The organism is Ectopseudomonas toyotomiensis, assembly GCF_017167985.1.
Taxonomy (GTDB): domain Bacteria; phylum Pseudomonadota; class Gammaproteobacteria; order Pseudomonadales; family Pseudomonadaceae; genus Aquipseudomonas; species Aquipseudomonas toyotomiensis.
Genome location: NZ_CP070505.1, coordinates 3102488 through 3116299, shown reverse-complemented (window position 1 = coordinate 3116299; position 13812 = coordinate 3102488). Strand labels below are relative to the sequence as shown.

Annotated in this window: 18 protein-coding genes; 11 read left to right on the top strand and 7 right to left on the bottom strand. The window is 63.3% G+C overall.

Annotated features, from left to right (window positions below):
* Positions 1-48 precede the first annotated feature (48 nt).
* From JWV26_RS14340 to ureC, 6 genes are all read left to right on the top strand, one after another.
* Positions 49-885 (top strand): urease accessory protein UreD, encoded by an 837-nt coding sequence (locus JWV26_RS14340; RefSeq protein WP_206417146.1) that lies wholly within the window; start codon positions 49-51, stop codon positions 883-885.
* A gap of 42 nt (positions 886-927) precedes the next feature.
* Positions 928-1230, top strand: coding sequence for an urease subunit gamma (gene ureA, locus JWV26_RS14335; RefSeq protein WP_004425162.1), 303 nt, complete (start codon positions 928-930; stop codon positions 1228-1230).
* A gap of 3 nt (positions 1231-1233) precedes the next feature.
* Complete coding sequence (locus JWV26_RS14330; protein ID WP_092379820.1) at positions 1234-1743, top strand: GNAT family N-acetyltransferase; 510 nt, start codon at positions 1234-1236, stop codon at positions 1741-1743.
* Between the two features lie 4 nt (positions 1744-1747).
* Complete coding sequence (locus JWV26_RS14325) at positions 1748-2281, top strand: GNAT family N-acetyltransferase (RefSeq protein ID WP_196459600.1); 534 nt, start codon at positions 1748-1750, stop codon at positions 2279-2281.
* The gene (locus tag JWV26_RS14320) at positions 2278-2583 is read left to right on the top strand and encodes an urease subunit beta (RefSeq protein ID WP_206417145.1); all 306 of its coding nucleotides are present in this window, start codon (positions 2278-2280) and stop codon (positions 2581-2583) included. The genes JWV26_RS14325 and JWV26_RS14320 overlap by 4 nt, the downstream gene beginning before the upstream one ends.
* 77 nt (positions 2584-2660) lie before the next feature.
* The gene (ureC, locus tag JWV26_RS14315; protein ID WP_206417144.1) at positions 2661-4361 is read left to right on the top strand and encodes an urease subunit alpha; all 1701 of its coding nucleotides are present in this window, start codon (positions 2661-2663) and stop codon (positions 4359-4361) included.
* Between the two features lie 39 nt (positions 4362-4400).
* Here ureC and JWV26_RS14310 read toward each other — a convergent pair whose 3' ends face one another.
* Entirely contained in the window at positions 4401-4844 is a 444-nt protein-coding gene (locus JWV26_RS14310; protein ID WP_206417143.1) for a hemerythrin domain-containing protein, read from the bottom strand.
* Between the two features lie 374 nt (positions 4845-5218).
* Between JWV26_RS14310 and JWV26_RS14305 the strand changes: the two genes are divergently transcribed.
* Both JWV26_RS14305 and JWV26_RS14300 read left to right on the top strand, forming a co-directional pair.
* The gene (locus JWV26_RS14305) at positions 5219-5632 is read left to right on the top strand and encodes a DUF3592 domain-containing protein (RefSeq protein WP_092380495.1); all 414 of its coding nucleotides are present in this window, start codon (positions 5219-5221) and stop codon (positions 5630-5632) included.
* Positions 5633-5655: 23 nt separating this feature from the next.
* Positions 5656-6246: a hypothetical protein gene (locus tag JWV26_RS14300; protein ID WP_092379810.1), complete on the top strand. Its 591-nt coding sequence runs from the start codon at positions 5656-5658 to the stop codon at positions 6244-6246.
* A gap of 4 nt (positions 6247-6250) precedes the next feature.
* On the opposite strand, the gene JWV26_RS14295 is transcribed toward JWV26_RS14300, so the two are convergent.
* The 6 genes from JWV26_RS14295 to JWV26_RS14270 all read right to left on the bottom strand — a co-directional run bounded on the left by JWV26_RS14295 (position 6251) and on the right by JWV26_RS14270 (position 11232).
* Positions 6251-6517, bottom strand: a complete 267-nt coding sequence (locus tag JWV26_RS14295; protein ID WP_206417142.1) for a DksA/TraR family C4-type zinc finger protein — start codon at positions 6515-6517, stop codon at positions 6251-6253.
* Positions 6518-6593: 76 nt separating this feature from the next.
* Positions 6594-7457 (bottom strand): isocitrate lyase/PEP mutase family protein, encoded by an 864-nt coding sequence (locus JWV26_RS14290; RefSeq protein WP_092380492.1) that lies wholly within the window; start codon positions 7455-7457, stop codon positions 6594-6596.
* 137 nt (positions 7458-7594) lie between these two features.
* Entirely contained in the window at positions 7595-8596 is a 1002-nt protein-coding gene (locus JWV26_RS14285; RefSeq protein ID WP_206417141.1) for a type II secretion system F family protein, read from the bottom strand.
* Between the two features lie 53 nt (positions 8597-8649).
* Complete coding sequence (locus tag JWV26_RS14280) at positions 8650-9405, bottom strand: substrate-binding periplasmic protein (protein ID WP_206417140.1); 756 nt, start codon at positions 9403-9405, stop codon at positions 8650-8652.
* Positions 9406-9458: 53 nt separating this feature from the next.
* Positions 9459-10229: a substrate-binding periplasmic protein gene (locus tag JWV26_RS14275; RefSeq protein ID WP_206417139.1), complete on the bottom strand. Its 771-nt coding sequence runs from the start codon at positions 10227-10229 to the stop codon at positions 9459-9461.
* A gap of 79 nt (positions 10230-10308) precedes the next feature.
* Positions 10309-11232 carry a substrate-binding domain-containing protein gene (locus tag JWV26_RS14270; protein ID WP_079784679.1) on the bottom strand — a complete coding sequence of 308 codons (924 nt, stop codon included), beginning with the start codon at positions 11230-11232 and terminating at the stop codon, positions 10309-10311.
* Between the two features lie 164 nt (positions 11233-11396).
* Here JWV26_RS14270 and JWV26_RS14265 point away from each other — a divergent pair, with 164 nt between their 5' ends.
* The 3 genes from JWV26_RS14265 to JWV26_RS14255 all read left to right on the top strand — a co-directional run bounded on the left by JWV26_RS14265 (position 11397) and on the right by JWV26_RS14255 (position 13781).
* Positions 11397-12125, top strand: a complete 729-nt coding sequence (locus JWV26_RS14265; protein WP_072423230.1) for a VC0807 family protein — start codon at positions 11397-11399, stop codon at positions 12123-12125.
* 34 nt (positions 12126-12159) lie between these two features.
* On the top strand, positions 12160-12597 hold the full coding sequence (locus JWV26_RS14260) for a YqaA family protein (RefSeq protein WP_206417138.1): 438 nt from the start codon (positions 12160-12162) through the stop codon (positions 12595-12597).
* A 209-nt stretch (positions 12598-12806) separates the two neighbouring features.
* On the top strand, positions 12807-13781 hold the full coding sequence (locus JWV26_RS14255; RefSeq protein WP_206417137.1) for a lysylphosphatidylglycerol synthase transmembrane domain-containing protein: 975 nt from the start codon (positions 12807-12809) through the stop codon (positions 13779-13781).
* Positions 13782-13812 lie beyond the last annotated feature (31 nt).

Genomic DNA, 13812 nt, shown 5'->3' with positions numbered 1-13812 from the left:
CCTCTTGCTTGCCCACTCGGTCAACTATCCCGTGGAACCCTGGCACTGATGAATCTGCCTGCTGCCCTGTTCACGCCAAGCTGGCCTGCCGAGCTGGAGCTGGCTTACGCACGTCACGGCGAACGCACCACACCAGTGCAGCGACGCCATGTCGGCCCACTTAGAGTGCAGAAGCATCTGTATGCCGAAGGCCCGGAGGTTTGCCAGCACATCATCGTTCATCCGCCCGGTGGCATCGCTGGCGGCGACACCCTGAACATCTCGGCCCGTGCCGGCGAGCGCAGCTGGGTACAGCTCACCAGCCCTGGCGCGGCCAAGTGGTACCGCGCAGCAGGTGTCGCCCGCCAGGTTCTGCGCCTGAACGTCGAGACCGGCGCCACCCTGGAGTGGCTGCCGCAGGAAACCATCATCTATGCCGGCGCTCAGGCCGAACTGCACACACAGATCGAGCTGCACGGCGATGCTCGCCTGTTCTACTGGGATATCGTCGCCCTCGGCCGCCCCGCCGCCGACGAGCGCTTTGCCAGCGGCCATTTCCAGGCCGTGCTGGATGTCCGCCGCGATGGCAAGCTGCTCTGGCACGAACGTCAGCGCCTGACTGGCGGCGACGGCCTGCTCGACTCGCCCATCGGCCTCGACGGCCAGCCGGTATTCGCCACCCTGCTGGTCAGCGGCGAGGTGAACAGCGCGTTGCTGGAGCGCTGCCGAGAACTGCAGATTGATAGCGTACGTGGCGATCTCAGCCAGCTCTCTGGCCTGCTGATCGCCCGCTGCCTGGCCAGCGAGGCGCTCAAGGCGCGTGCCTGGCTGATCGCCCTCTGGCGCCTGCTGCGCCCGGCGCTGCTGGGGCGCGAAGCAGTGCCACCCCGAATCTGGAATACCTGAGGCGGAGGCTGCCTGCAGCCACCCCATGAACTGGAGCGAACGATGGATCTGAGTCCACGCGAGAAAGACAAGCTGCTGATCTTCACTGCCGGCCTGGTGGCTGAGCGCCGCCTGGCGCGTGGGGTGAAGCTGAATTACCCGGAAGCCATGGCCTACATCTCCGCCGCTCTGCTCGAAGGCGCGCGCGACGGCCAGACAGTCGCCGAGCTGATGCATTTCGGCACCACCCTGCTGGCCCGCGATCAGGTGATGGAGGGTGTGCCGGAGATGATCCCGGAGATCCAGATCGAAGCCACCTTCCCCGACGGCACCAAGCTGGTGACCGTCCACCAACCGATCGCCTGAACCATGAGTTTCGACATAGTGAATGCCAGCGAAGCCGACCTGCCCGGCATCCTGGCCATCTACAACGACGCGGTGCAGCACACCACAGCAATCTGGAACGAGACCCTGGTAGACCTGGCCAACCGCCGTGCCTGGCTGGTCGAACGCACGGCGGCCGGCTTCCCGGTGCTGGTCGCGCATGACGCTGCCGGCGAGGTAGTCGGTTATGCAAGCTACGGCACCTGGCGCACCATAGAAGGCTTCCGTCAGACCGTCGAACACTCGGTCTACGTACGCGCCGACCAGCGCGGCCAGGGCCTGGGCCCCGCGCTGATGCAGGTGCTGATCGAGCGCGCTCGCGCCGCCAACCTGCATGTCATGGTCGCCGCCATCGAGTCGGAGAACGCAGCCTCGATTCGTCTGCACCAGCGCCTCGGCTTCATCACCACCGGGCAGATGCCCCAGGTCGGCCGCAAGTTCGGGCGCTGGCTGGATCTGACCTTTATGCAACTGATCCTCGGAACCAAGGAGTGACCCTGTGAGCGTGACACTGCAGCGACTCGATAGCACCAACTTCGCCAACTACCGCGAAGGCTTGAGCGTCCTGCTGCTCGATGCGATCAACGATGGTGCATCTATAGGTTTTCTCGCCGATCCAGACGAACGAGAAGCCGCTGAATATTTCGCCCAGGTGCATGCGGCCATGACGGACGGCTCTCTGCTGCTCTGGGTGGCCCATGAGCAGAGCCGCGTTCTGGGCAGCGTGCAACTGAGCCTGTGCCAGAAACCCAACGGACTGAACCGCGCAGAGATCCAGAAACTGCTGGTGCTGAGTACTGCACGTCGTCGCGGCATCGCCCGTCTGTTGATGCAAACCGTCGAGCAGGAAGCCGTGACCCGCAAACGCGGCCTGTTGTACCTCGACACCGAGGCCGGCAGTGACGCAGAACGGCTTTATCGTCACCTCGGCTACCAGTGCATTGGTGGTCTACCCGATTACGCCTGCGGCCCGGACGGCACCTACCGGGCCAATGCCATCTACTACAAGACGCTTGCGAGGCCTTCACCATGATTCCCGGCGAATACCAGATTGCCGACGGCGAGATCGAGCTCAATGCCGGTCGCCGCACCCTGACCATTTCCGTAGCCAACAGCGGCGACCGACCGATCCAGGTCGGCTCGCACTACCACTTCTTCGAGACCAACGACGCCCTGCTGTTCGACCGTGCTGCCGCGCGTGGCATGCGCCTGAACATCCCCGCCGGCACCGCAGTACGCTTCGAGCCAGGGCAGAGCCGTGAAGTGGAACTGGTCGATCTGGCTGGCGCGCGCCGGGTGTTCGGCTTCGCCGGCCGGGTCATGGGCGATCTATAGCCCGTAGGGTGCGCCGTGCGCACCAGCAACGACACAGATAGCAACGGTGCGCACAGCGCACCCTACGAGGACCTCCAATGAAGATTTCCCGCCAAGCCTACGTCGACATGTTCGGCCCCACCGTCGGCGACAGGGTGCGCCTGGCCGATACCGACCTGTGGATCGAAGTGGAAAAGGACTTCACCACCTACGGCGAAGAAGTGAAATTCGGTGGCGGCAAGGTGATCCGCGACGGCATGGGCCAGGGTCAACTGTGTGCCGCCGATGTGGTCGACACGCTGATCACCAACGCGCTGATCATCGACCACTGGGGCATCGTCAAGGCCGACGTCGGTCTCAAGGACGGGCGCATCGCTGCTATCGGCAAGGCCGGCAACCCTGATATCCAACCCGATGTGACCATCGCCATCGGTGCCGGCACCGAGGTGATCGCTGGCGAAGGCATGATCCTCACCGCCGGGGGCATCGACACCCATATCCACTTCATCTGCCCACAACAGATAGAAGAGGCGCTGATGAGCGGGGTAACCACCATGATCGGCGGCGGCACCGGGCCGGCCACCGGCACCAACGCCACCACCTGCACCTCAGGCCCCTGGCACATGGCGCGCATGCTGCAGGCCGCCGATGCCTTCCCGATGAACCTGGGCTTTACCGGCAAGGGCAACGCCTCGCTGCCCGAGCCCTTGATCGAGCAGGTCAAGGCCGGCGCCATCGGCCTGAAGCTGCACGAAGACTGGGGCACCACCCCGGCGGCCATCGACAACTGCCTGTCGGTCGCCGATCAATACGACGTGCAGGTGGCCATCCATACCGACACGCTGAACGAGTCCGGCTTTGTCGAAACCACTCTCGGCGCCTTCAAGGGCCGCACCATCCACACCTACCACACCGAGGGTGCCGGTGGCGGCCACGCGCCGGACATCATCAAGGCCTGCGGCTTCCCCAATGTGCTGCCGTCCTCGACCAACCCGACCCGACCGTTCACCAAGAACACCATCGACGAGCACCTGGACATGCTCATGGTCTGCCATCACCTCGACCCGAGCATCGCCGAGGACGTGGCCTTCGCCGAGAGCCGTATCCGCCGCGAAACCATTGCGGCAGAGGACATCCTCCACGACCTCGGCGCGTTCTCCATGATCAGCTCCGACAGCCAGGCCATGGGCCGCGTCGGCGAGGTGATCACGCGTACCTGGCAAACTGCCGACAAGATGAAGCAGCAGCGCGGCCCGCTGCCTGAAGACGCCCCCGGCAACGACAACTTCCGCGCCAAGCGCTACATCGCCAAATACACCATCAACCCGGCGATCACCCACGGCATCAGCCATGAAGTGGGCTCGATCGAAGTGGGCAAGTGGGCCGATCTGGTGTTGTGGCGCCCGGCCTTCTTCGGCGTCAAACCGACATTGATCCTCAAGGGCGGGGCAATTGCCGCCAGCCTGATGGGCGACGCCAACGCTTCGATCCCGACGCCGCAACCGGTGCACTACCGACCGATGTTCGCCAGCTACGCCGGCAGCCGTCATGCCACCAGCATCACCTTTATCAGCCAGGCGGCGTTCGACGCCGGGCTGCCGCAGCAGCTCGGACTGCAGAAGCAGATTGGCGTGGTCAAGGGCTGTCGCGAGGTGCAGAAGACCGACCTGATCCACAACGGCTACCTGCCGAATATCGAGGTCGATCCACAGAACTATCAGGTCAAGGCCGACGGCCAGTTGCTCTGGTGCGAGCCAGCCGAGGTGCTACCGATGGCGCAGCGTTATTTCCTGTTCTGATGCAAGAGCCGGGTGTTGCGCCCGGCTCTTATCGGTCTGTCAGGACGCCTGCTTCATCTCGTCGTAGGCGCTGAGATAGTCACCCGCCAGTTGCTGCTTCTCCTTGTCGCGAAGCAGCTTGCCGGCCATCTGGAAGAAGGTGTGTTCTTCTTCCTTGAGGTGGTGTTCGACCTTTTCCGCCAGGGCCTTGGCTTGCACCAGCCAGCTCGGGCTGCTGGGGTCGGTCTCCTCCAGGTCCTCGATCATTTCGTCCATCTGGTGATGCTCGGCGATCGCGTGGCGCGATAGATCCACGCCCGCGTCCTGCTGCATCAGGGGAATATAGAAATGGCGTTCTTCGGCCACCGAGTGCACGGCCAGTTCCTGCTTGAGCTGAGAAAACAAAGCGTGGCGTTCGGCGCTGTCGCCCTGGGTGGCGATCAGTTTCTGCGCCAGTTCGCGCTGGATATCGTGGCTGATGCGTAAGGCTTCGAAAATCGTCATGCAGGCACCTCTTCCTGAGTCACGGTCGTAGTAGCACTAGACCAGCAGCAGGTGAATAGGTGCCACACTGGCTCATCAACCCGACCTCAATACGCTCGATGGGGCAGAAATACATCGACTCCGGAAGCCTGTGACGCGGCCTGGTGAACGGCAATTGTAAAAACTCGCCAAGCCGTGAACCTCGCCATGTCATACCTCGCCACGAAACCTTATGATCCGGCTTCGTCACATGCGTAAATAAGCAGGCTGGCATTAACGAAAACACCCTCTATTCAGACTGTGCAATGACAGGGAATTTCGCAGAGTGCTGCTTGTCCTAACGTCCGGCCCAGAATTCTCTGGCAATGTTCATGGAAGATCAGGAATACCACAGGATGCCCACTACTCCATCTCGCCTGCTCAAGGGCGGCCTCTTCAACTTGGCAGGTCTTGTACTGCTCACAGCAACGGTCGTGCAGACCTCTTCTCGCGTGGATTTCCTGAAATCCGCCCTTCAGGCCGAAGGTAATGTCGCCTCCCTCAATGCAGGCGGCTCCCACCCGGAGATAGCCTTCACCGACGAAAGCGGTACCCGTATTTCCTACCCCCAAGGCGGTTGGATTTACGGCTATCAGGTTGGCATGCCGGTAAAGGTCTACTACCGGGCCGAGGCACCGGCCACCTCTGCCGTGATCGATGACTTCGGCGCACTTTGGGGAACCTCGGTCCTTCTTGGGCTGCTGGGCTCCGTCTTCATGGTCAGCGGGCTGCTGACCCTCTTCAGACGCGCGCCTCACGAAAGCGTCTGAGCAAACTTCACAAGGAAGCGAAAATGTCGATGATGACCATCCCCCTGCCCGTCAACCCCAGCCGCTGGGACTACGTCACGGCCAGTGGCGGCGGCCTGACCGTGGCCTTTGTTGCCGGTAGCGGCGGTTCGATAACCCTGCGTTCGCCAACCGGCGAGAACGTCAAACTACACTACAGCGGCATCGGTGCTGGCATTGGCATAGGGGCCAAACTGCCGCGCTTCGGCAAAGTGGATATCAAGATCAAGGGCAAGAGTGTCGGTGGAGTCGGGGCAGCAGAAGCCTTCCCCAGCGACGGCGCGGTGTTCGTCGCCGACGACCTCACGGCTGACGACCTCACCCGCGACGATATCGTCGGCCCCTGCATGTACGTGGAAGCAGGCGGGGGTGTTGCGCTAGGCGTATCCGCAACGGCCATGCTGTTCGGTCTGGACCCGAAGCTACTGGCGGCAGCGATGCTGGCGAATACAACTCCAGCAGCCAACCTCACCATCTCGCCGATACTGACCCGCAAGCTGATGCAGTCCGCGAGTGGAGCCCTGGTGATGGCAGGAGCCAATCTTGGCATCCAGGCGGGGATTGGCGGCGCAGTCTATATCGGCGCGCTGTTCTGAGGTTTCAACGCAACTGGCTGTCCTTGCTACCGCGACGGTTATAGCCGCTGTAGGCGGCGTTCTCTCGGTCGTGCTCGGCTTGGCAATTGACGCACAGGCGCACGCCGGGAATTGCCTGACGCCGGGCCTCGGGAATGACAGCATCGCACTCCTCGCAATGACGCAGGCTCTCACCCTTCGGTAGCTGGCTGCGAGCACGCGCAACGGCGTCCTCGATGCTGCTGTCGATCTGCTCCTGCACTGCGTCGTCGTTCGCCCAACCACCTGCCATGTTCGACCTCCTCGCACTCTCCGAACAGATATGCGCCCGGAGAATGCGAAGTGCAAGTGCAGCCGGTCGCGACAGGCTACTCGCGGACTTCCATGAACTCCTTGGCCCAAAGGATGTAGTCCTCGGGCATGGTGTACTTGTGGGTCAGCTCGGTGGCGTTGAGGTCGCACGGCTGCGCACCGCGCTGCTCACGCAGACAGTCGTAGGTGGCCTTGATCGCGGCGAAGTAGGCGGCGTGGCCGTTGACCACGATGCGCACGCCCAAACGCGCCAGGCGTTGGTTGTCGCGCAGCTCGGGGTTGCCGTAGGTGACCAGCATCAGCGGCACCTTGAGGCCTGCGGCGATCTGCTCGAGATGGGCGAAATCCTTGATCCCGACCAGGCAGATGCCGTCGGCGCCTGCAGCCTCATAGGCGCGAGTGCGGCGGATCACTTCGTCCACCTCCAGTACGCCGGCATGGGTACGGGCGATGATCGAGAGCTCCGGATCGACACGCGCCTCCAGCGCAGCGAGGATCTTGCCGACGCCTTCCTCGATGGAGATCAGGTCGGTGGACTTGCGGCCGAACTGGGCCGGCAGCAGGGTGTCTTCGATGGTCAGCGCGGCGACTCCGGCGCGTTCCAGCTCGACCACGGTGCGCATCACATTGAGCGCATTGCCGTAGCCGTGGTCGGCATCGGCGATCACCGGCAAACGCGCGACGCGGCCGATGCGCGCGGCCTGCTCGACGAATTCGCTGAGAGTGATCAGGGCGAAGTCCGGCGCACCGAGTACCTGCAGGGAGGCGACGGAGCCGCCGAGAATACCGACCTCGAAGTCGAGATCGGCGGCGATGCGGGCGGACATGGGATCGAAGACCGAAGCCGTGTGGTAACAGCGGTCGGAAGCCAGCAGGGCACGAAAGGCACTGCGTAGCTCATGGTGGGATGCACGTTGCAGGATGGGCATGGGGCGTATTCCAAAGTCGGTTGAATCGCTTTTTTCTCTTTTTAGTAATGGCGTAGACGTGACGAATGCTAGCGCAAGGCACTTGCTGCCAGCTTTCAAACGGACCGCCGTGGTCGATAACCAGCAAATTATCGGCCAGCCAGCTCCGCGGGCAGGGCCGGGAAGAAACCGCCACCGGTCAGCAGGCCGTATGCCATCCAGCCGGCGACCGCCAAATAGAACAGCCGTGGCGCCCAGCTCGCCAGCATCTGTTGGCTCGCAGCCAGCTGCTGCGCCTGCAGGCGGGCGAAACGCAGCAGCGCCTCGCCTGGCCGGCCGGTCGCTTCGCCGGTATTGAGCACGCCGATGAGCATGGCTTTGCCATGAAAACTCAGCCCGTCGAACGCCCGCACCAACGACTGCCCAGCCGCAACACGTGGTGCCAGGTTGGCGAAATCCCGCCGCAGCCGTGCATTGGTCACGGCATTGCAGGCACGCGGCAAGGCATCGAGCACCGGCATGCCCGCCTCCAGCAACAGCCCGAGGCTGTCGCAGAAGTTACGAATATCCGCTCGCAACTGCAGGCTGCCCAATATCGGCAGGGCCAGCAGAAGATCGTCGAGCGGACCTGGCTGATCGCTTCGCCACTGCTGCCAGCGTCGCCACAAAGCGCGCGCACCGAACAACAGCGCAGCCAGCCACAACACCGGCAGCAGAACGGCCGCCAGGTAACCTGCACCACTCAGGCTGCCAGCGACCAGAGAAGGCAAGGGCTTGACCGCCAGCGCCAGCAGCAAAACCCCGGCGGGCAGCAGAAGACGTGACTTCAACTCTGCGGCATGACGCGCCTGCTCATCGTAGCGCTGCGCCAGCTGCTCGTAGACATGCGCCAGTGCACCGGCTTCTTGCGCGGCGCGTATCAGGCCACTTTCCAGTGGCGTGAACACGCCACTCAACTGGCCGGAACTCGCCAGGTCGCGTCCACCGCCGACCATCTGCCGCAAGCGCTTCACGGCGGCCTCGTGGCGCGTGCCGAGATCCAGACTGAACAGCGCCCGATCAATGGGCACACCGGCCCGTTCCATCGCACCAAGGTGAGCGAACAAGTCGGCGCGACTGCGCAGATCGAGAGTGAGATGACGACGCGACATGATCGAACTCGGTAGATTTCAGCGCTCAGGTTAACCAGTCGTCACGCGAGGCGCTACGGAGCGATGGGCGGCATCGGCGCATGCGGCAGCCAACGCCCGAGGATCGCCGCGAGGCTGCCGTCCTCATGCATCTGCTGCAAGGCGCGCTGCCAGCGCACCACACGCACCACCGAAGTCTGCGGGGAGAAAGCGATGTAATAGGCCGAGCGCATGAACGGCACGTGCGCGGTGACGTCCTGCGGTTTGAGATCGACAGCAGCCAGCTCGCCAGCCAGGGTCAGGTCTTCGGTAGCAATCAGGTTGACCCGGCCATGCTTGAGCATGGTCACCATCTGTTTCGAACTGGGCACGCCGTAGAGGTTGGTAAAGCCCCTCGCGCTGAGGGTCTCGAAGGTGTACCACTGCTTGGGCAGCGCCAGTGGCCCGCTGGCCGCGGCCTGCTCCAAGGTGTCGATGACCAGGTCGCGCGACTTGAGCGAATAGAAGCTGGTGGTGCCGACCACGATGGGCCCGACCCACTGAAATCTGTTCTCGCGCTCGGCAGTACGCACGGTGGAAAACAGCGCGACATCTTCCTCCTGTTGAGCCAGATGCAATGCTCGCGTCCAGGGCATCAGTTCGATCTGACCGTTGTCGCCGGTGCGCGCCAGCAACGCTCTGACCACCTCGACGGAGAAACCGCTGGGCTCGCCCTCGCGCAAGAAGCTCATCGGCGGGGCATCCTCGGTGAGCAGACGCAGCTGTGCCGCCGCTGGAGCGCACAGCACCAGCAGCAGGATACACAGCCATTGATTAATACACTTGGCCATCACCGCCCCTCCCGCTTGCAGCCTAGCAAGACGTGGAGCGCCATGCAGCCGCTTCACTCGAGGCGCAGCAAATCGACCAACGTCCGCTCATCGACCGTCGGAAACCAGTGTCGATAGATCCGCTCCAGGCTACCGTCATGACGCATCTGCTGCAGCGCTTGCTGCCATCGCGCGACACGAGCGGCATCCGTCTGCAGGGAAAAGGCGATATAGGAGTCATTGGGCATCAGGTCGAACTGCGCCTGCAGCTGCCCGGCATGCATGCCCTGTTCGGCAAGCATGCCGTCGAGGGTCAGGTTGTTGGCCAGCAGCAGCTTGACCCGGCCATGGCGAAACATGCGCAGCATGTCCTGAGGCGTCGGCACGCCATACAGGTTATCCAGCTCCTGCTCACGCAGCAGTTCGTAGCTGTACCACTGCTTGGGCACCGCAAGGGTGCCGAGCTGGCGCACGTCGTCCAGGCTGGTGACTCGCAGCCCGGCATCCTTGTGCGTGTAGAAGCGCGTATAGCCTCGCGCGATCGGCCCGACCCACTGAAACTCGGCTTCGCGCTGCGCCGTGCGCACGGTAGAAAACAACGCGGTGTCGGCCTGATGACGAACCTGGTGGTAGCCGCGTGTCCAGGGCACCAGTTCGATGCGCGCCTGCTCACCGGTACGGCGGATCAACTCTTCGACCACCGCCACAGCCATGCCACTCGGCCTGCCATTCTCAAGATAGCTGAACGGTCGATAGTCTTCGGTATACAGCCGCAACTCGGCAGCCGTCACGTGGACGCAAAAACTGCAGAACAACAGAGCTGCGAGCAGGTACTTCAGGTTCATTGCACGCCACCGTCTAGAGCGCGCCCTACAGCGAATTCAGGGCGGCCAGGACAAGGATCATAAACCCGCGCTGTGCCCATCACCAAGGCTGTTGCGGCGCGGTCATATCGGCCAATTCCCTGGCGGTCAGTACCCGTGGCTCGAGCAACAGTTGCAGGCGTGAAATGGCGCGTTCGCCACTCAGGGCCCGATGCACCAGGCGCACCGCATGATCACCCATGGCCTGCGGCTGCTGAAGCAACAGGGCGTGAATCTGTCCTTGTCTCACGGCATCGAACAGCAGTTCGCCTCCATCGAAGCCGACGAAGTCCACCGTACCGGCCTTGCCCAACTGGCGCAGAGCCGCCAGTGTCGCCCGGCTGCTGGTGCCATTGGGGCTGAACAGGCCGTCGAGCCTGGGCAACTGCTCACTCAGGGCATCGGCGATGCGCTGGCGGTCATCACCCAGGTAGGTGTCGAATACCACCTGCAACCCTGACGCCTGTGCCGCCAGCAGAAAGCCGCGCTCACGCTCCTCGGTCGATTGCAGCCCGGGACGCAAACGCAACACCCCGACCCTGCCACCCTGCCCGAGACGCTCGGCCAGTTGTTGCCCGGCCAACTGACCTGCGAGGAAGTTGTCGGTCGCCACCAGCGCATAAGCGCCATCTCCCGCAACGCCGCGGTCGACATAGACGGTGGGAATACCTTCGTCACGCAAGGCCGCTATCCGGGTATCGATGGCATCGCCAGCCGGGGCGATGATCAGCGCCTTGCAGCCCTGTGCAAGCACACGATCTATCAGCTGCAATTGCACCTCGACGCTGCCCTCCTGGGTCGGGCCGCGCGTATAGAGTTCCAATTGCAGATCGTCAGCGGTGCGTCTCGCGCCGGCTTCCAGCTCGCTCCAGAACGCCGATGTGCCGGCCGGCACCATACCGATGCAGTCCCGCGCCCAGGCCGGCACAGGCGTCAGGAAAACAGCAGCCAGCAACAGGCAAATGAAAGGGATGATTCTTGGCATGTTCGACTCCCAGGCCTGCCATCACTTTAGCATCGCCAGCCAGCTCTTCTCTCCTGTCGGATGGCTGTCGACTCATACTTTTTCACATTCAAAACCGACGGTCGGGCTAGCCCTGGCGCGCCGGGCAGGCGATCATCGGCCTTCCTACGCAGACTCCAGCTACCATGACCGCCACTACTGACAGCCGTACCCCGACGCACAAGCCCCGCCCGCTGATCGACCTGGCCATCAGCATCCTGATTCCCTCGTTCATCCTGATGAAGCTCAGTGGCGAGCACCGCCTCGGCGCCGATGGCGCACTGATACTGGCCCTGGCGTTCCCGCTGGGCTGGGGCGCGTTCGAGCTGATCAAATATCGCAAATTCAACTTCATCGCCCTGCTCGGCCTGATCAGCGTAGCGCTGACCGGCGGTATCGGCCTGCTCAAGCTCGACACTCAGTGGCTGGCAGTCAAGGAAGCGCTGATTCCCGGCCTGATCGGCATTGCCGTGCTGGTCTCCACCCGCACCCGCTACCCGCTGATCCGCACCCTGCTGTTCAACAAGACGGTGCTCAATATCGACAAGATCCATGATCGCCTGGAGCAAGGCGGCCACGTCGAGCACTTCGAGACGCGTCTGATGCGCGCAACCTACTGGCTCAGCGGCACCTTCTTCTTCTCCTCGTTCATGAACTACGTGCTGGCCAAGTGGATCGTGGTCAGCCCGGCCGGCACCGAGGCCTTCAATGATGAACTGGGGCGCATGACCCTGCTCAGCTACCCGATGATCGCCATTCCCTCGATGATCATGCTGATGGCCATCTTCTACTACCTGTGGAAGACCATTCACGGCCTGACCGGCCTGAGCCTGGAAGAGATCATGGCCAACAGCGGCCAGGAATCGCAGTCCTGACCCCCGCCGGCCCTGCGGCCGGCGCGCTCCTGTCATGCTGAGTCTGTCCGCCTATCCGGCACTGTTTCTTTCTGCCTTCGGCGCGGCGACGCTGCTGCCGCTGCAGTCCGAAGCCGTGCTGGTCGCCCTCCTGCTGGCCGGCCAGCATCCGCTCTGGGCCTTGCTGCTGGTAGCTACCCTGGGCAATGTGCTGGGCTCCTGGGTCAACTGGCTGCTGGGCCGCTCCATCGAGCACCATCGGGAACGGCGCTGGTTTCCCGTCAGCCCGGCCCGCTTGCAGCAGGCGCAGGCCTGGTACGCCCGTTACGGGCGCTGGTCATTGCTACTCAGCTGGATGCCGGTGATCGGCGACCCATTGACGCTGGTCGCTGGTGTGATGCGCGAACGCCTGTGGATATTCCTGCTCATCGTCACCCTGGCCAAAGCCGGCCGCTACGCGGTGCTGGCAGCGCTGACCCTGACCTGGATATGAACATATCGGAACAATCGCTGACACAACTATTGAGGGGCGTCTGCATGCTTGCCAGTTGAGTACTGGCGGCGGCTCCCTGATACTGCGCAGCGCGCCGCGCGAGCACGATCCGCCAACGGCCGTTGCGAGCGGCCGGCAAGCCGGTGAACAGCCGCCTCGTCAGAGGCATACGGCCCCACTACCCCGGGCCTGGTGAGCGAGGAATAGCGGTGTCTGTCGTAGAAGCCAAACCCAAACTGAAGCGCAGCGACCTGATCTGGACGCTGATCGGGCTCAGTGCCGTGGTGCTGTCTGGCTTCCTGCTCTACCGCGAGTTGGCCAACATTTCCCTCGACCAGATCAAGGGCAGCCTCGAGGCGATCTCCCACATGAACTGGCTGCTCGCCGCCGCCGCCACCCTCGGTGCCTACTGGGCACTGGCCTGGTACGACCGCATCGCCGTCGCCCACCTCGGCAAGCAGATTCCCTGGCGTTTCATCACCCTGTGCTCCTTCACCACCTATGCCCTGGCCCACAATATCGGTGCCTCGGTGTTCTCCGGTGCCGTGGTGCGCTATCGCGCCTATCGCAGCAAGGGCCTGACGCCTCAGGAAATCGGCATCCTCATCGTCTTCTGCTCCTTCACCTTCGCCCTTGGCACCCTGCTGGCCAGCGGCTGCGTATTGATCGCCCAACCCGACCTGATCCACCGGGTCGCCAACATCACGCCGCTGGTCTCGGTGGTCATCGGCAGTGTGCTGCTGAGCCTGGTCGGCCTCTACGTGCTGGGCTCCTGGCGCCAGTTCAAACCCTGGACCCTGGGCAAGCTGCACGTGGAATATCCGCGCCTGCCTATCGTCGGTCGGCAGTTGCTAGCTGGCCCGCTGGAATTGCTCTGTGCGGCGGCGATCATCTATTTCGCCCTGCCAGCCGACAATCACCCCGGCTATCTGATCGTGCTCGGCGTATTCCTCGCCTCCTTTTCGCTGGCGCTGCTGTCCCACGCACCAGGTGGCCTGGGTGTGCTGGAAGTGACCTTCCTGGCGGCCCTGCCAGAAATTCCCGCCGCCGACGTGCTGGCCGCGCTGATCGTGTTTCGCGTGTTCTACCTGCTGCTGCCCTTCGCCCTGTCGCTACTGGTAGTGCTGGGCTTCGAGTGGAGCCAGTGGAAGAGCAAGCAGCAGAGCGGCAACCTGCCGTCCTGACGACTCGCCGTCGCCGCGCTACTGACATAGA